Origin of the sequence: Streptomyces formicae (genome assembly GCF_002556545.1) — a bacterium.
In the GTDB taxonomy this organism is placed as follows: Bacteria; Actinomycetota; Actinomycetes; order Streptomycetales; family Streptomycetaceae; genus Streptomyces; species Streptomyces formicae_A.
Genome location: NZ_CP022685.1, coordinates 2,371,038 through 2,388,323, shown reverse-complemented (window position 1 = coordinate 2,388,323; position 17,286 = coordinate 2,371,038). Strand labels below are relative to the sequence as shown.

The 17,286-nt window shown below is 71.4% G+C and carries 11 protein-coding genes; 9 read left to right on the top strand and 2 right to left on the bottom strand.

The genetic code is table 11. From position 1 onward, the window contains the following. The first annotated feature begins 140 nt into the window (after positions 1-140). On the top strand, positions 141-3,245 hold the full coding sequence (locus tag KY5_RS09990) for an endo-alpha-N-acetylgalactosaminidase family protein (RefSeq protein WP_098241895.1): 3,105 nt from the start codon (positions 141-143) through the stop codon (positions 3,243-3,245). A 113-nt stretch (positions 3,246-3,358) separates the two neighbouring features. Here KY5_RS09990 and KY5_RS09985 read toward each other — a convergent pair whose 3' ends face one another. Next, positions 3,359-5,113, bottom strand: a complete 1,755-nt coding sequence (locus KY5_RS09985; RefSeq protein ID WP_098241894.1) for a glycoside hydrolase family 35 protein — start codon at positions 5,111-5,113, stop codon at positions 3,359-3,361. A 128-nt stretch (positions 5,114-5,241) separates the two neighbouring features. On the opposite strand from KY5_RS09985, the gene KY5_RS09980 reads away from it, so the two are divergent. The 7 genes from KY5_RS09980 to KY5_RS09950 all read left to right on the top strand — a co-directional run bounded on the left by KY5_RS09980 (position 5,242) and on the right by KY5_RS09950 (position 14,514). Continuing rightward, positions 5,242-6,150, top strand: a complete 909-nt coding sequence (locus KY5_RS09980; RefSeq protein WP_055551731.1) for a helix-turn-helix domain-containing protein — start codon at positions 5,242-5,244, stop codon at positions 6,148-6,150. An 11-nt stretch (positions 6,151-6,161) separates the two neighbouring features. Next, the gene (locus KY5_RS09975) at positions 6,162-6,506 is read left to right on the top strand and encodes a chorismate mutase (RefSeq protein WP_098241893.1); all 345 of its coding nucleotides are present in this window, start codon (positions 6,162-6,164) and stop codon (positions 6,504-6,506) included. Positions 6,507-6,582: 76 nt separating this feature from the next. Next, positions 6,583-9,111 (top strand): aminopeptidase N, encoded by a 2,529-nt coding sequence (gene pepN, locus KY5_RS09970; protein WP_098241892.1) that lies wholly within the window; start codon positions 6,583-6,585, stop codon positions 9,109-9,111. A gap of 139 nt (positions 9,112-9,250) precedes the next feature. Next, positions 9,251-10,102, top strand: coding sequence for an SDR family oxidoreductase (locus KY5_RS09965; RefSeq protein ID WP_098241891.1), 852 nt, complete (start codon positions 9,251-9,253; stop codon positions 10,100-10,102). A 156-nt stretch (positions 10,103-10,258) separates the two neighbouring features. Beyond that, entirely contained in the window at positions 10,259-11,719 is a 1,461-nt protein-coding gene (locus KY5_RS09960; protein WP_098241890.1) for a pyridoxal phosphate-dependent decarboxylase family protein, read from the top strand. Further along, positions 11,716-13,155: a lysine N(6)-hydroxylase/L-ornithine N(5)-oxygenase family protein gene (locus KY5_RS09955; RefSeq protein WP_098241889.1), complete on the top strand. Its 1,440-nt coding sequence runs from the start codon at positions 11,716-11,718 to the stop codon at positions 13,153-13,155. The genes KY5_RS09960 and KY5_RS09955 overlap by 4 nt, the downstream gene beginning before the upstream one ends. Before the next feature lie 162 nt (positions 13,156-13,317). Continuing rightward, the gene (locus KY5_RS09950; RefSeq protein WP_098241888.1) at positions 13,318-14,514 is read left to right on the top strand and encodes a GDSL-type esterase/lipase family protein; all 1,197 of its coding nucleotides are present in this window, start codon (positions 13,318-13,320) and stop codon (positions 14,512-14,514) included. 4 nt (positions 14,515-14,518) lie between these two features. On the opposite strand, the gene KY5_RS09945 is transcribed toward KY5_RS09950, so the two are convergent. Beyond that, the gene (locus KY5_RS09945) at positions 14,519-16,321 is read right to left on the bottom strand and encodes a bifunctional metallophosphatase/5'-nucleotidase (RefSeq protein WP_098241887.1); all 1,803 of its coding nucleotides are present in this window, start codon (positions 16,319-16,321) and stop codon (positions 14,519-14,521) included. 141 nt (positions 16,322-16,462) lie between these two features. Between KY5_RS09945 and KY5_RS09940 the strand changes: the two genes are divergently transcribed. Next, positions 16,463-17,191: an SIMPL domain-containing protein gene (locus KY5_RS09940; protein WP_098241886.1), complete on the top strand. Its 729-nt coding sequence runs from the start codon at positions 16,463-16,465 to the stop codon at positions 17,189-17,191. Positions 17,192-17,286: the final 95 nt, after the last annotated feature.

Here is a 17,286-nt window from a genome sequence, read left to right as displayed (position 1 = left end):
ACGGCAGGCGCCCCGCGTCGTCGTGTCCACCGCGGGGCACGCGGTAAGTCCAAGACCTGTCCCTCCTTTGTCCATGGGCGCGTTCACCCCGCCCGGCGCATCGTGATCGGCACGAATTCCGTTCCATCGAGGAGTGCCGCATGCTGCCGTCAGACACGTCCGGACCGAGCCGCAGGGCCGTGGTGGCCACGGGCGCGATCGCGGGGATGGGCGTCGCCGTCGGGGCGGGCGGCAGCGCGTTCGCCCAGGGCGCCCGCGGCAGGCCGGGCGACGAGGTCGTCCTGCGCTCGGCCGACCTGGAGGTGCGCGTCGCGACCGCCTTCCCGCGCGTCGTGTCCTACACCGACCGCGCGAGCGGCGCCGTCCTGCACGGCCGCACCGACGCCGTGGCGACGGTCCTGATCGACGACGCCGAGCACACCCCGAAGGTCACCGCCGATCCCGGCAGGTCCCGCATCGCGTACGCACTCGCCTTCGACGGCGGCACCCGCGTCGACGTGGAGATCGCCGTCGAGGGGCGCAAGGTCCACTGGCGGGTCACGAAGATCGCGGACACCGACGCGCTGCGGATCGGCACGCTGCGCGTCCCCGGCCTCGCCCTGCTCTCCGTGCGCAGCGACCAGCCGGGCGCCGCCCTGCTCGCCGCCAAGGTGCAGCTGGACAAGGCCAAGAGCGGCGACACCCTCGTACGGCCCACGAAGGACACCCCTCCGGAGGCGGCGACCGGCTGCGCCTACGCCGTCGTCGCGCACGACGAGCTGGGCGGCGCGATCGAGACGAACACCGTCTACGACAAGCCCACCAGCGAGGCGGGCACCACCTGGGAGAACGGCCGCCTGTGGCGCGAGACCGTGAAAACAGGTGACTACGTAGAGGCCCGCCTGACCCCGGGACAGTGGACGCACCGCGCGGCGACCGCACCCGTGGGAGCCACCGAACCCCTGCCGTACGCCACCGTCGTGATCACCGGCGACAGGAACGGCGACGGCAAGGTCGACTGGCAGGACGCCGCGATCGCCCTGCGCGACATCATGGTGAATCCGCTCGGCGCCGACGAGCAGCACCTGCGGGTCGTCCCGCACATCCCCTTCAACTTCGCCTCGCAGGCCACCAACCCGTTCCTCGCCACGCTCGACAACGTCAAGCGGATCCACCTGGCGACCGACGGCCTGCGCCAGTACACGCTCCTCAAGGGCTACCAGTCCGAGGGCCACGACTCCGCCCACCCGGACTACGCGGACAACTACAACGAGCGCGCGGGCGGCCTGAAGGACCTGAACACCCTGGTCCGCGCGGGCAAGAAGTGGAACAGCGACTTCAGCGTGCACGTCAACGCCACCGAGTCCTACCCCGTGGCGAACGCCTTCTCCGAGAAGCTCGTCGACAAGACCAACAAGCAGTGGGACTGGCTGGACCAGAGCTACCGCATCGACCAGCGCCGCGACCTGGTCTCCGGAGACATCGTCAAGCGCTTCGCCGACCTGCGCGCCCAGACCGACAAGGGCCTCAACACCCTCTACATCGACGTGTTCCGCGAGTCGGGCTGGACCTCCGACCGGCTTCAGCGGGCCTTCCGCGAGCAGGGCTGGACGATCACCACGGAGTGGGGCCACGGCTTCGAACGCTCCGCGATCTGGTCGCACTGGGCCACCGAGCCCGACTACGGAGGCGACACCTCGCGCGGCATCAACTCCCGCCTGATCCGCTTCGTGCGCAACCACCAGAAGGACGTCTTCGCCGACAAGTGGCCCACCCTCCTCGGCATCGCCCGCATGGGCAACTTCGAGGGCTGGGTCGGCAAGACCGACTGGAACGCGTTCTACGACCTGATCTGGACCCACTCGCTGCCCGCCAAGTACCTCCAGGCGTACCCCATCAAGAGGTGGGACGAGCACGAGATCGCCTTCTTCGGCGACGCCCGCTCCGGAGCGGCCACGACGGTCTCCGACGCCTCGGGCAAGCGCCGCATCACCACGGACGGACGCGTCGTCTACGAAGACGGCCGCTATCTGCTGCCCTGGGAGCCCCGCAGGGCCCACGACCCCGCCAAGCTGTACCACTACAACCCGGCGGGCGGCAGCAGCAGCTGGCAGGTGCCGCGCGCGTGGGCGAGCCGGTCCCGGCTGGCCCTGTACCGGCTCACCGACCAGGGGCGCGTCTTCGACGGATACGTCTCCGTAGTGGGCGGAAAAGTCGCCCTCAAGGCCACCGCGAAGCAGCCCTACGTCCTCTACCGCGAGCGCGCCGCCGAGCTGCCCGACCCGCGCTGGGGCGAGGCGACCGGGCTGCACGACCCCGGCTTCCACTCGGGCGACCTCAAGGGCTGGCAGGTCAGCGGGCCCGCCACCGTGCGGCGCAGCGAGCTCGGCGACTACGAACTGGTCGTCGGCGCGGGCGGCGCGGCATCCGTCGCACAGCGCCTCACCCGCCTCAAGGCCGGGTCCTACGTCGCCTCCGTGCAGGTCGAGGTCGGAGAGAAGGCGGGGGAGCGGCGCAGGGCCGCCCTGGAGGTGCGCACCGCCGACGGCGTCACCGCGGCCAACTTCACCGAGACGTCCACCGCGGGCAACTACGTGGCGGCCGACCGCAAGCACGGCACGCGCTTCCAGCGCATGTTCACCTACTTCACCGTCCCCGAGGGCGGCGGCCCGGTCCGCCTCACGCTGCGGGCCGCGGCGGGCGACGCGCGTGTGCGCTTCGACAACGTCCGCGTCACCGAGGCGGCGCGCCCCGCGAAGCGGCCGCGCGCCACGCTGGTCCGCGAGGACTTCGAGCACGTGCCCCAGGGCTGGGGCCCCTTCGTGAAGGGCGACGCGGGCGGCGTCACCGACCCGCGCACCCACATCGCGCAGCGCCACGCCCCCTTCACCCAGCGCGGCTGGAACGGCAAGGAGATCGACGACGTCATCGACGGAACGAACTCCCTGAAATCGCGCGGCGAGAACACCGGCCTCGTCTACCGCACCGTCCCGCACACCGTCCGCTTCGCCCCGGGCAAGCGCTACCGGGTTTCCTTCCGGTACGAGAACGAGAAGGCGGGCCAGTACGTGTGGGTTTCGGCCGTCGATGAACCCGGTGCCCGTGAGCTGGACCGCAAGGAGCTGCCGGTGGCGACCGGGCCCACGACGTTCTCGTACGAGTTCACGGCCCCGGGCGCGGGGGAGGCGTGGGTCGGTCTGCGCAGGACCGGGGACGACGGGACGGCGGAGTTCGTGCTGGACGCGTTCACCGTGACGGAGCTGTAGGGGGCCGGGAACCCGGGGCTCCGCCCCGGACCCCGCTCCTCAAACGCCGGAGGGGCTGAATCTCCAGCCCGTCCGGCGTGTGAGGACGGACTCGGCGAAGCCGGTGATCTTCCTCAACCCAACGCCACCTTCTCCCCGCCCCCCTCCAGCTCCAACACCCACACCTCATTGGCCCCCGCCCGCAGCACGGGCCCGGGAACGTACAGCGACGTCTGCGGCCCCACCGCCCAGTACCGCCCCAGGTTGAACCCGTTCAGCCAGACGAACCCCCGCGTCCAGCCCGGGAGTTCGAGGGACGCGTCACCGGGGGAGTCGACCTCGACGACGCCCCGGTACAGACCGGGTCGGCCCTCCGCCGCACCGGTCGCCGGAACGCCCCGTACCGCCGACGCCGAGTCGAACGCGTCGAGGCGCAGCGCCCGTGCCCGCACCCCGTGCAGATACTGGCGTTCGTGCAGGATCCCGCCGGTGATGCCCTTGGACTCGCCCGTGCGGGGGCCGTAGTTGACCCTCCCCAGGGACTCCACCCACAGCTCCACGCGCGCGTGCCCGGCCACGGGGGTCTCCAGGGCCGGGGCGTCCTCGGTCAGGACGCCGACCCGGTGCCCGTCGACGTACGCCACCGCACGGTCCCGCAGGCCCCGCACGCTCAGCGGGTAGGGGCGGCGCGGGCCCGGCACGGTCAGCGCGTAGCGGACCAGGCCGCGGTCCACGTCGAGTTCCTCGAACGTGGGCGGGACGGCGTGCTCGGTCTCCGGGGTGCCGAGCGACTCCAGGACGGCGTCGAGCGACGACCAGTCCGTGAGGGACGCCGACGCGGGGGAGCCGAGCGCGGGCGGCGCGGGGGGCGGTTCCGGCAGGGGGCCTGTGGCGTACTGCGCGAGGACCTCCCTGAAGCGCCAGAACTTCGCCGTCGGGCGGCCGAACTCGTCGACGGGCGCGTCGTAGTCGTACGACGTCACGTCCGGCTGCAGCTCCCCGTCGTGCAGCGCCCCGCCGCCCCGGTTGGCGCCCGCCCAGCCCGCGAAGTTCGTGCCGCCGTGCGCCATGTAGAGGTTCACGGAGGCCCCGCACTCCAGGATCTCGCGCAGCGCCGCCGCCGCGTCGTCGGCGTCCCGCACGACGTGGTCGGTGCCCCAGTGGTCGAACCAGCCGCACCAGAACTCCATGCACATCAGCGGCCCTTCGGGGCGGTGGGCGCGGAGCGTCTCGAACGCCTTGCGCGCACCCGACCCGAAGTTGGCCGTCGCCAGGACCCCGGGCACCGAGCCGCCGGTCAGCATGTGGTCCTCGGGCCCGTCCGAGGTGAACAGGGGGACCGTCACCCCCTCGGCGCGCAGCAGGTCCGCGAGGTGGCGCAGGTACACCTGGTCCGAGCCGAAGCTGCCGTACTCGTTCTCGACCTGCACCATGATCACCGGGCCGCCGTCGCCGCCCCGACGGTACTGGCGCGCCACCACCTGCGGCAGCAGCCGCCGGAACCAGCGGGTCACGTGCCCCAGGTACTCCTCGTCACGGGTACGCGCGCGCGGGCCCACCGCACCGGTCAGCCAGTGCGGAAGGCCGCCGTTCTCCCACTCCGCGCAGATGTAGGGCCCAGGGCGGACGATCGCCCACAGGCCCGCCTCGTGCGCCGCGTCCAGGAACCGGCCGAGCGCCTCCACGTCGTGGAACGTGCCGGGGCGCGGCTCGTGCAGGTTCCACGGGACGTACGTCTCCACGCAGTTGAGCCCCATGGCCCGCAGCATGGCCAGACGGTGCCCCCACTGCGCCTCGTGCACCCGGAAGTAGTGCAGCGCGCCGGAGAGCAGCCGCACGGGGCGCCCCTCCAGCTCGAAATCGTCCTCGCCGACCCTGAACCCGTCCATCGTGTCCTCTCGCTCACGTACTGCTCGCCCACGATCACCTCTGGCGGGCGGCAGGGTCCATGGACAAAGATCGAGCCGGGTTGGACGCAAAGAGCGGGCCAACGGCCGGACGAAAGGGGCGGAAGCGGATGTACCACACGTGGATGCGGTATTTCACTCCCAGTCCGGCCCACCACCGGCTCGGCCTCGCCTGTCTCGGCGTCGGCCTGCAGCACGGCCTCCTGCCCACCGTGGGCCCCCGCACCCTCGACCACCACGTCGCCGTCGTCGTCAGCGCGGGCGGCGGCTGGTTCCGCGGCCCCGACGGCAGACGCACGACGGTGACCGCGCCCGCCCTGATCTGGCTCACCCCCGGCGTCCGCCACCACTACGGGCCCGACCCCGACACCGGCTGGGACGAGTGCTTCGTCGACTTCACGGGCCCCGCCACCGCCACGTACACCGAACTCGGCTACATCGAACCCACCCGCCCCGTCGTGCCCCTCTCCGACGCCGCGGGCGCCCGCGCCGCCGTCAGCCGCATCGCCCGCGCCGCCCGCCGCGGCAACCCGCTCCTCGAAGTCGAGACCGGCGCCGCCGTCCACGAACTCCTCGTCGCCCTGCGCCGCGCCCGTGCCGACATCGCCCCCGACGGCGACCCCGTCCTCCAGGCCCTGGCCCGCGACGCCTTCCAGCCGCTCTCCGTCGCCGAACACGCCGCACGGCACGGCATGACCCCCGCCGAACTGCGCACCGCCGTACGCCGCGGCGCGGGCTGCAGCCCCAAGGACTACCTCCTCGGCATCCGCCTCGGCCGCGCCAAGGAACTCCTCGCCGCCACCGAACTGCCCGTCGCCGCCGTCGCCCGGCGCGTCGGCTACGACGACCCCGCGTACTTTTCCCGCCTTTTCACCCGCCGCGTGGGCATGGCCCCCGTCCGCTTCCGCGAACAGCAGGGAAGGGCCGTACCCGGCGGCTGGTCACAGCAGATACCCGACCCCGAGCACCCGCCGATTTTGCGCTCTTCCGCCGCCGGGGGCACCACCGGGGCAACGTAGGCTCGTCCACCATGACCACCAGCCACACGAGTGACACGAACGGCGCGGCCGTCCCCGACGGCCAGGACGAGAACGTGCGCGCCGAACTGTCCCGCCTGCGCGAGAGCATCGACAACATCGACGCGGCCGTCGTCCACATGCTCGCCGAACGCTTCAAGTGCACCCAGCAGGTCGGCCACCTCAAGGCCAACCACCACCTGCCGCCCGCCGACCCGGCCCGCGAGGCCCGCCAGATCGCCCGCCTGCGCGAACTCGCCGAGAACGCCAGACTCGACCCGGCCTTCGCCGAGAAGCTGCTCAACTTCATCATCGCCGAGGTCATCCGCCACCACGAGACGATCGCCAAGTCGTCCTAGCGGCAGGACCCGCACGCCACGGGGCCCGAGACCCGGGTCCTACACCGATGTCGGTGCCATCGGGCAGCATGGGCCCATGCCCGTACTGACGCGCGACGAAGCGCAGACCCGAGCCCAGCTCATCGACGTCCACCGGTACACGGTCCGGCTCGACCTCACCCAGGCCGCGGACCCCGGAGCCGACACCTTCGACTCCCGTACCGTCATCCGGTTCAGCGCCCTCGCGGACGGCGCCACCTTCGTCGAGCTCAAGCCCGCCGAGCTGCGCTCCGTCACCCTCGACGGGCGCCCCCTCGACCCCGCGGGCCTCACGGACAACCGCCTCGCGCTCGAAGGACTCACCCCCGGCGAACACGAACTGCGCGTCGACGCCACCATGCGCTACTCCCGCACCGGCGAAGGCATGCACCGCTTCACCGACCCCACCGACGGCGAGACCTACACCTACACCCAGCTCTTCATGGAAGACGTCCAGCGCGTCTTCGCCGCCTTCGACCAGCCCGACCTGAAGGCGGTCTTCGAGCTCTCCGTGACCGCGCCCGAGGGCTGGACCGTCCTCGCCAACGGCGTCACGGAGCACCTCGGCGACGGGACGTGGCAGGCCGCGGCCACCCCGCTCATCTCCACCTATCTCGTCGCCGTCGCCGCGGGCCCCTGGCACTCCGTACGCACCGAACACCGCGGGCTGCCCTTCGGCATCCACTGCCGTCGCTCGCTCGCCCCCTTCATGGACGCCGACGCCGACGAAATCCTCGACGTCACGCGCGCGTGCTTCGACCGCTACCACGAGAAGTTCGACGAGCCCTACCCCTTCGACTCCTACGACCAGGCGTTCGTCCCCGAATTCAACGCCGGCGCCATGGAGAACCCCGGACTCGTCACCTTCCGCGACGAATTCATCTACCGCTCCGCCGTCACCGACACCGAACGCCAGACCCGCGCCATGGTCATCTCCCACGAGATGGCCCACATGTGGTTCGGCGACCTCGTCACCCTCAGGTGGTGGGACGACATCTGGCTCAACGAGTCCTTCGCCGAGTACATGGGCTTCCAGACCACCGCCGAGGCCACCCGCTTCAAGGACCCCTGGACCGACTTCGGCGTCGCCCGCAAGTCCTGGGGATACGACGCCGACCAGCGCCCCTCCACCCACCCCGTCGCCCCCGACCCGGACGCCGTGCCCGACACCGCGTCCGCCATGCTCAACTTCGACGGCATCTCCTACGCCAAGGGCGCCTCCGCACTGCGCCAGCTCGTCGCCTGGCTCGGCGAGAAGGACTTCCTCGCGGGCATCAACACCCACTTCGCCCGGCACAAGTTCGCCAACGCCACCCTCGCCGACTTCATCGAATCCCTCGCCCACGCCACCGACCGCGACGTGCACGCCTGGGCCGCCGACTGGCTGCGCACCACCGGCGTCGACACCCTCACCTCGCACGTCGAGAACGAGGGCCGCCACTGGACCCTCACCGTCGACCGCACGGGCCGGCGCCCCCACCGCATCGCCGTCGGCGTCTACGACCGCGACCTCGCCGACGCCCGCACCCTGGTCCTGCGCGAACGCTTCGAGACGGACCTGCCCGCGACCACCGCCGCCGCATCCCGCGACGGCGGACGCCCCGCCCTGATCGTCCCCAACGACCAGGACCTCACCTACGCCAAGATCCGCCTCGACGAGGCATCCATGGAGACCGCCCTGCGCGGCATCTCCGGCGTCCCCGACGCCCTCACCCGCGCCGTCCTGTGGAACAGCCTGCGCGACATGGTCCGCGACGGCGAACTCGACGGCGCCGACTACCTCGCCACGGCGCTCGCCCACCTCCCCGAGGAGACCGACCTCGCCATCGTGCAGGGCGTCCTCACCTTCGCCACCGCCCACATCGCGGGACGCTTCGCCACCCCCGACGAGCGGACCGCCGCCCTCGCCACCCTCGGCGACCTCTGCCGCGACCTGATCCGCCGCACCGAGGACGGCACCGACCCCGGACTGCGCCTGACCGCGGTGCGCGGCGCCATCGACGTCGCCACCCAGGCCGCGCCGCTCCAGGCATGGCTCACCGAAGGCACCGTGCCCGGCGGCCCCGAACTCGACCCCGAGCTGCGCTGGCGCGCCCTGGCCAGGCTCGCCGTCCTCGGCGCCACCGACGAGACGGCCATCGCCGCCGAACTCGACAGGGACCCGAGCGCCACAGGACAGGAAGGCGCCGCCCGCTGCCGCGCCGCACTGCCGGAACCGGCCGCCAAACAGGCCGCGTGGGAGGCCATGTTCGCCTCCGACGGCCTGTCCAACTACCTCTTCACCGCCACCGCACAAGGCTTCTGGCAGCCCGAACAGGCCCACCTCCTCAAGGAGTACGTCCCCCGCTTCTACCGGGAAGCGGTCGCACTCGCCGACCGGCGCGGCCCCGCCATGGCCGAGGCAGCGGGCCGCTACGCCTTCCCCACGCCGTTCGTGGACGCCGAGACGCTCCGCCTGGGCGAGGAGTGCCTGCGCGACGCGGCACCCACCCCCGCCCTGCGCCGTAAGCTCGCCGACCAACTCGACGACCTCGCACGGGCGTTGCGCGTCCGGCAGGGCACGGCGAAGCAGGTCGGGGAGGGCTGACGCAGATCACTGGTCCTAGGCCCCGAGGCCCAGGACCACTGGTCCCAAACGACGATCCGGCGCACCGCGGGCCCGGCCTAGGCTCGATCAAGAGCCGGGCCCGCCGGTCCGGCCGCCACCAGGACCAGAAGGAGCCCCTGTGATCGTCGTGACCGGCGCCACCGGAAACGTGGGCCGCGCCCTCGTCGGCCAACTCGCCGCGCAGCGGATACCCGTACGCGCCCTCACCCGCGACCCCGCGCGCGCCCACCTCCCCGAAGGCGTCGAGACCGCCCGCCTCGACCTGTCCGAACCCGCCTCCCTCGTTCCGCTGTTCACCGGCGCGAGCGGCCTCTTCCTCCACCTCCAGGCCACCGGAGCGGGCGGCGAACACACCGCCGCGCTCCTCGAAGCCGCCCGCGCGGGCGGCGTCCGGCACGTCGTCGTCCTCTCCTCCAGCATCGTCGGGGACGGCGCCGACCAGAGCCACCCGCTGTACGTCGTCCACGCCGCCCTGGAAGAAGCCGTACGCGAAGCGGGCTTCGACTGGACCTTCCTGCGCCCCGGCGCCTTCGCCACCAACTCCCTGCAATGGGCCGCGCAGATCCACGCCGGCGACACCGTCCGCGGCCCCTTCGCCGACTTCGCGGCCAACCCGATCCACGAAGCCGACATCGCCGCCGTCGCCCTGCGGTCCTTCCTCGACGACACGCACCGGGGCGCCACCCACCGCCTCACCGGACCCGAAGCCGTGACCCACCAGGAGACCATCCACGCCATCGGCCGGGCCATCGGCCGCGACCTGCGCTTCGTCGAGATCCCGCCCGAAGAGGTCACCCCCGACATCTTCCCGCACGTGCCGCCCGCCATCCTGCCCGAACTCCTCGCCTCGTTCGGCCAGTTCGTCGGCCAGGCACCGGAGATCACCACCACCGTCGAGACCGTCACCGGCCGCCCCGCCCGCACCTTCGAGGAATGGGCGCGCGACCACAAGGACGACTTCCGCGGCTGAGTCAGGGGCGCCTTAGCACCACACGGCACCCCCACACGTTTTCTCCGCACGGCAGTACCACTTTCGGGTTCCGTTCGTTGGGGTATTCGGGCGCGCCGCCCGCGCGACGTACAGGCTGGTGCCCCTGTACGCGCGCACCCGAAGGACACCCGCCCCATGAGCACCCCGCGCACCCCGCCGCCCCTCGCCGGAGGCGCCCAAGGCCCCCAAGAACTCGGCCCGTTGCTCGCCGTCGCACTTGACGCCCTGCGCGAAGGAGCGGCCGCCCGCGGCGGCCCCCTCCCCGCCGGCGGCCCCGACGCCGTCACCGGCCGCGTACACGCCGCCGCCCACCCCGTCCTGCCCGAACACGGCACAGGCCCCGACGACGCCCTGCGCACCCTCGTCCACGCCGTCGCCGAAGGCGCGGCCGACCCCGCGGACCCGCTGTGCGCCGCCCACCTGCACTGCCCGCCGCTCGCCGTCGCGGCCGCCGCCGACCTCGCCGCCTCCGCGCTCAACCCCTCCATGGACTCCTGGGACCAGGCACCCGCGGCCGCCGCGCTCGAAGCCCTCGTCACCCGCGCCATCGCCGCCGAGATCCACCCCGAAGGCGACGCCCTGGTCACCACCGGCGGCACCGAAGCCAACCAACTCGCCCTGCTCCTCGCCCGCGAGGCCGCCACCGGACACGGCCCCGTCCGCGGCCCCGTCCAACTCCTCGTCGGCGACAACGCCCACCACTCCCTGGCCCGCGCCGCCTGGCTCCTCGGCCTGCCCGAACCGGTCGCCGTACCCGCCCCCGCGGGCACCCTCGACCCCGCAGCGCTCGACGAGGCCCTCACCGAACTCGGCGGCCCGCCACGGCGCTTCCTCGTCGCGGCCACCGCGGGCACCACCGACGCCGGACTCATCGACCCCCTCGAAGAGATCGCCGACCTGTGCGCCGTCCACGGCGCCCGCCTCCACGTCGACGCCGCCTACGGCGGCGGCCTGCTGTTCAGCGACACCCGCAAAGCCCTGCTGCGCGGCATCGAACGCGCCGACACCGTCACCCTCGACCTGCACAAACTCGGCTGGCAGCCCGCGGCCGCCGGACTCATCGCCGTCCGCGACCCCCGCGACCTCGCCGCCCTCACCCACCGCGCCGACTACCTCAACGCCGACGACGACACCGAAGCGGGCCTGCCCGACCTCCTCGGCCGCTCCCTGCGCACCACGCGCCGCCCCGACATCCTCAAGATCGCCGTCACCCTCAAGGCACTCGGCCGCCAAGGACTCGGCGCCCTGGTCGACCAGGTCTGCGACCAGGCAACCGAGTTCGCCGACCTCATCGAGGCCCACCCCGGCTTCGAGCTCTACGACACCCCCGCCATCAGCACCGTCCTCTTCCGGCCCACCCGCGCCGACGACCACCACATCGCCCACGTGCGCAGGACCCTGCTCGCCGAAGGGACCGCCGTCCTGGGCCGCGCCGACCTCGACGGCTGCCGCTGGCTCAAGGCCACCCTGCTCAACCCGCACACCACACCCGACGACCTCGCCGCACTCCTCAAACTCGTCGAACTCGTCGCCCCCGCCGAACCCGTCCAAGCGGCACCCCCGTCCACCGCCCCGGAAGGAAACACCCCCCGATGACCGGCACGCCCGACCACCCCGACCCCACGCCGCTCACCACGCCCGAAGACCCCCGCGACCTGGTCGGCATCGGCATCGGCCCGTTCAACCTCTCCCTCGCCGCCCTCGCCGAGCCACTCGGCGAACTCGACACCGTCTGCTACGAACAGCGGCCCGCCTTCCACTGGCACCCCGGCCTCCTCATCGACGGCGCCACCCTCCAAGTCCCCTTCCTCGCCGACCTGGTGACCCTCGCCGACCCCGCCAGCCCCTGGTCCTTCCTCAGCTACCTCAAGACCCGCGAGCGGCTCTTCCCCTTCTACTTCGCCGAGCGCTTCCACATCCAGCGCGCCGAATACGACGCCTACTGCCGCTGGGTCAGCGAGCACCTCCCCGGACTCCACTTCGGCCACCAGGTCGACGCCGTCCGCTGGAACCCCGAACGCGCCCTGTTCGAAGTCGACTTCACCCAGCTCGACGCCGACGGCGAAGCCGAGGCGCTCGGCCGCACCCACACCAGGAACATCGCCCTCGGCGTCGGCACCGCCCCCTACGTCCCCGAACCCCTCAAGCCCCTCGCCGAAGCCCCCACCGTCCCCGTCCTCCACGCCGCGGACTACCTCGACCACCGCGAACTGCTCCTGAAGGCCGAACACATCACCGTCATCGGCTCGGGACAGTCCGGCGCCGAAATCTTCCTCGACCTGCTCCGCGCCCGCCCCGCGGGCCGCGAGAAGATCCACTGGCTGGCCCGCACCGAAGCCTTCGCACCCATGGAGTACTCCAAGCTCGGCCTGGAACACTTCACCCCCGACTACACCCGCTACTTCCACGCGCTCCCCGAAGCCGTACGCGACGGACTCGTCCCCCACCAGTGGCAGCTCCACAAGGGCATCGACGCCGACACCATCGCCGCCATCCACGACGAGCTCTACCGGCGCACCCTGCACGGCGGCTGGCCCGACGCCGTCCTCACCCCCGGCGTCTCCGTGCGCACCGCGGGCCGCGTAGCCAACACCCGCGTCGAACTCCACCTGGAACACCTCCAGCAGGGCACCCGCTCCCGGCTCACCACCGACGCCGTCGTCCTGGCCACCGGCTACCGCGAGCGGCCCATCGACCAGCTCCTCGCCGGACTCGACCCCTACATCCGCAAGGACTCCTCCGCCAGGCCCCGCATCGACGAGCAGTACCGCCTCGTCCTCGACCCCTCCGTCACCGGCGCCGTCTACGTACAGAACGCCGAACGCCACACCCACGGCGTCGGCGCCCCCGACCTCGGCCTCGCCGCCTGGCGCAGCGCCACCATCCTCAACGCCCTCACCGGCCGGAACCCCTACCCCCTGCCCCAGCGCACCGCGTTCACCAGCTTCGGCCTCACGACCCCCGAAGCACCCGCGGGCGCCGCAGGACGCATCGGGGAACAGCGCGGCAACCTCGTACGCCTCAAGAGCTGACGCCCGCCTCCGGCACCCCCGGCCCGCAGGGGACGCGAGCCGGGGAGCCCCGGAAAAGGGAGGGAATGTCCGCCCCGAAGCGCCGCGACGGCGTCGAATATTCCTTCGGGAAAGTTGCTCCGCGGCGAAATATCCGGCCCCGCCCCGCCGGTTCGGACGACCGTGAACACCGACACCACGGCCTCCTGGACCGCAGCCTTCCGCTCCGCCGTCATCAGCCCCTACGAGGACATCGAGCTCCTCCCGCTCCGCGCCTTCTCCGCACAGACCGTCCGTCAGATCATCCGCCTCGACGGCGGCGGCAGCGCCCTCCGCATCCGCCTCAGCAACCGCTACGGCTCGGCACCCCTCCACATCGGGGGCGCCCGCCTCGCCAGACGCACCGAAGGCAGCGGCATCGAATCGGGCAGCGACACACCGCTGCGCGTCGACGGCGCCGAGGAGTTCACCGTCCCGGCCGGCGAGGACATCGTCACCGACCCCGTCGAACAGACCGTCGCCGCCGGTGACGAACTGGCCGTCAGCCTCTGGCTGCCCAGCGACACGGGCCTGACCACCTATTCCCTCGTGCCCCTGCGCACCGGCTACGCCGTCCCCGGCAACGCGCTCGCCGCCACCACCCTCGACGGCGCCGAAGGACTCGAAGAGCTGGACACCCGCCACTTCATCAGCGGCGCAGACGTCCTCGCCCCCGCGGGCACCGCCATCGCCGTCGCCTTCGGAGACTCCTGGTTCGAAGGCAACGGCACCACGCCGGACACCGACCACCGCTTCCCCGACCTGCTCAACAACCGCCTGCGCGAAGCCGCAAGCGGCACCACGACCGGCCTCGTCGACTGGGTCGTCAACCAAGGACTCTCCGCCAACCGCCTGCTCACCGACGAGGTCGGCGAACACGCCCTGGCCCGCCTGCGACGCGACGTCCTCGACGTACCCGGCGTCACCCACGTCCTCGTCCACTTCGGCCTCAACGACCTCGGCATCCCCGGCCAGGAGGCCCACCCCGCCAGCGCGCCCATCCCCTCCGCCACCGACCTCATCGCGGGCCTCACCACCCTCGCCGAGCGCCTGCACGCCGCGGGCCTCACCGCCATCGCCACCACCCTCGGCCCCTACAAGGACACCGTCTACGACGGCTACGCCACCCCCGAAGGGCTCGCCATCGGCCGCGAGGTCAGCGACTGGATCCGCAGCGCCGACAGCCCCTTCGACGCCTACGTCGACTTCGACGTCGTCGCGGACCCGGCCGACCCCGACCGGATCCGCGACGACTACGACAGCGGCGACGGCCTCCACGTCAACGACGCGGGCGCGCAAGCACTCGCCGACGCGGTCGACCTCGCCTCGCTGAAGGTCTGACGCCTCAGAACACCGGCGTACCGTCCCGGGTCAGCTTCCAGTCCACCGACGCGAACTGACCCGGGTCGACCGTCCCCTTCGCCTTCACCCAGCCGATGATGGTGTTCCGGATCTCCTCCGAATTCGCCCACACCTGCTTGGCACCCGCCACATGCGGGAAATTCCCGCCACCGCTCGCCCGGTAGTTGTTCACCGCGAGCACGAACTGGGCCTTCGGATCGAGTTCCTTTCCCTCGAACGCCAGCTTCGCGATCCGCGACCCCGCGGGCTTCGCGATGTCGATCTCGTACGTCAGACCGCTCACCGCGTCGTAGTTGTAATCCGGGATGTTCTCGGCATTCGTCAGCTTCGCCGGATCCACCGGACCACCCGCGGGCGTCCGCACGTAATAGCGCGCCGAGAACTCCAGATACTCCTTCAGTTGCGCACCCGTGAGCACCCGCGCCTCCAGGGTGTTCTCGAACGGATACAGGCCCGCCGCGTCCTTGATGGTCACATCACCGGCTGGTATCCGCGCCGTACGCGAGAAGCACGAAGCCTGCGAAATCACCGGCAGCGCCGCGTACGCGCCACCCTTGAGCGCCGCCGCCACCGTCTCCTTCTGCACCTGATTGATCAGGTCGATGATCGGGACGTCCTTGAACGGGCCCTCGGCCGTGCTCATCGCCGCCGTCGACGTACCGATGACCTGGTTGACGTACGCGACGACCTTCTCGTGCTCATCGGCGAGCAGCCGCGTGACCTTCCTGTCCTCCTTGGCCGTATTGGAGTTCAGGACCTTCGCGCCCACCTTCTCCACCGTCCAGCGGCCCTTGGCCCACACCAGATCGAAGTCGAACAGCGTCAGCCGCTGCCCCCACTTCAACGGCTCGGAAAGAACGACCTTCTTGCCCGTCTCCTTGTTCTCCACGAAATACTCGGGAATCTCCGTGTGCGCGTGCCCCACCAGGATCGCGTCGATCCCCGGCACCTGCTCCGCCACCAGACCCGCCGCGTTCTCCACGTACGGCAACTGATCGCCGTACGACGACGTGCCGCTCGACCCGGAGTGCGCCGCCACGATCACCACGTCCGCGCCCATCGAACGCAGCCTCGGCACCCACTTCGCCGCCTGCTCCTCAAGACCGGGGAACGTCATCTTTCCCCGCACGTTCGCCTTGTCCCAGATCGCGATGCCCGGATTCGTCAGACCGAGGACCGCCACCTTCACGTCCCTGCCGTGCGGGGTACGAAGACGCTTCATGAAATACGGCGGGAAAGCGGGCTTCTGCGTCTTCGCGTCAAGAGCGTTCGCCCCGAGCAGCGGGAAATCACACTGCTCCTCGAACTTGCGGAGCACCGGAATTCCGTAATTGAACTCGTGATTGCCGAGCGCCGCCGCGTCGTACCCGATCGCGTTCATCGCCTGCGCCATCGGATGCACCGGACCGTGCTTCGCGGTGATCGGATCGACCTTCGCGTAGTAGTACGACAGCTGCGTGCCCTGAATGGTGTCGCCCGCGTCGATGAGGAGCGTGTTGCGGCGGCCCTTCTCCGCACGGACCTCGTTCACCAGCGTCGAGATCTTCGCCAGGCCCACGTCGTTGTGGTCCTTGTCGTCGAACTCCTTGTCCGTGAAGTAGTCCCAGTTGAAGACGTTGCCGTGCAGATCCGTCGTGCCGAGCACGGTGAACGAGTAGCGCTTCTTCCGCCGGTCCTGCTTCCCGTGCCCATGGGCCGCGGCGGGCGCCGCGGCCGCCCCCGTGAGCGCCACGCCCACACCGGTGGCGGCGGACGTGCCCAGGAACTTCCTGCGGTTCAGCGGCATTTCTCGTACTCCTCGGTCGACCCGTGTAACGCGCGTAGACAGCGCGCGTAGATTCTGACCCGACAGCCATACCCGCAACAGACCCCGCAGGTTGCGATCCGGTGACTGTCCGATACGTCCACATGATGCGAAGGTGGCCCCATGGATACGCCCTCCGCCCCCACCCCCTACGGCACCCCCGACGCCCCCCGCGTCGCCGTACGCGGCGAAGCCCACCTCGAAGTCGACCCCGAGATCGCCCGCATCGGCATCACCGTCAGCGCCCGCGGCACCGACCGACGCGACACCCTGGGCGACCTCACCCGCCGCAACGCCACCGCCCTCGACCTCATCAAGACCTACGGCGAAGGCGTCGAGAAGCTGGAGACCGGCACCTTCTCCATCAGCCCCGAACCCGCCAAACACGGCCGCGGCGAACGCGTCCGCGCCTACCACGGACGCGTCCACCTCACCGCCGAACTCAACGACTTCACCGCACTCGGCGAACTCACCACCCGCCTCGCCGACCTCGACCTCACCCGCGTCGACGGACCCTGGTGGGCCCTGCGCCCCGACTCGCCCCACCACGGCCTCGCCCGCCAACAAGCCGTACGCGAAGCGGTCACACGCGCCCGCGAATACGCCGAAGCCCTCGGCACCTCCCTCGCCGCCCTCGTCGAACTCGCCGACATCGGCGCCGAGAACACCCCCTCGTACGGCTACGGCGCCCCGGCCGGCGGCATGCGGGCGGCCTCGTACGGGGGAGCGGCCGGCCTCGGCGCGGACGCCCCGGCCCTGGACCTCGAACCGCAACGCCAGCACGTCTACGCCACCGTCAACGCCCGATTCACCATGGCGCCACCCGAATTGGGGACAGGAACAGCGCGCTGAGCGCTCATCGGAGCACCTCCCCGCACAATTCAACACTTGTCAATAACCCTTCACGCAAAGGTTGTTGAGTAGTCATGCCCGACCAAATCTCTACC

Excerpts from the sequence above, each read along its gene's own strand:
- KY5_RS09960 (WP_098241890.1), top strand. The coding sequence starts at position 10,259 with ATGAGCACCCCGCGCACCCCGCCGCCCCTCGCCGGAGGCGCCCAAGGC.
- KY5_RS09985 (WP_098241894.1), bottom strand. The coding sequence starts at position 5,113 with ATGGACGGGTTCAGGGTCGGCGAGGACGATTTCGAGCTGGAGGGGCGC.
- KY5_RS09990 (WP_098241895.1), top strand. The coding sequence starts at position 141 with ATGCTGCCGTCAGACACGTCCGGACCGAGCCGCAGGGCCGTGGTGGCC.
- KY5_RS09975 (WP_098241893.1), top strand. The coding sequence starts at position 6,162 with ATGACCACCAGCCACACGAGTGACACGAACGGCGCGGCCGTCCCCGAC.
- KY5_RS09945 (WP_098241887.1), bottom strand. The coding sequence starts at position 16,321 with ATGCCGCTGAACCGCAGGAAGTTCCTGGGCACGTCCGCCGCCACCGGT.
- KY5_RS09980 (WP_055551731.1), top strand. The coding sequence starts at position 5,242 with ATGTACCACACGTGGATGCGGTATTTCACTCCCAGTCCGGCCCACCAC.
- KY5_RS09955 (WP_098241889.1), top strand. The coding sequence starts at position 11,716 with ATGACCGGCACGCCCGACCACCCCGACCCCACGCCGCTCACCACGCCC.
- KY5_RS09940 (WP_098241886.1), top strand. The coding sequence starts at position 16,463 with ATGGATACGCCCTCCGCCCCCACCCCCTACGGCACCCCCGACGCCCCC.
- pepN (WP_098241892.1), top strand. The coding sequence starts at position 6,583 with ATGCCCGTACTGACGCGCGACGAAGCGCAGACCCGAGCCCAGCTCATC.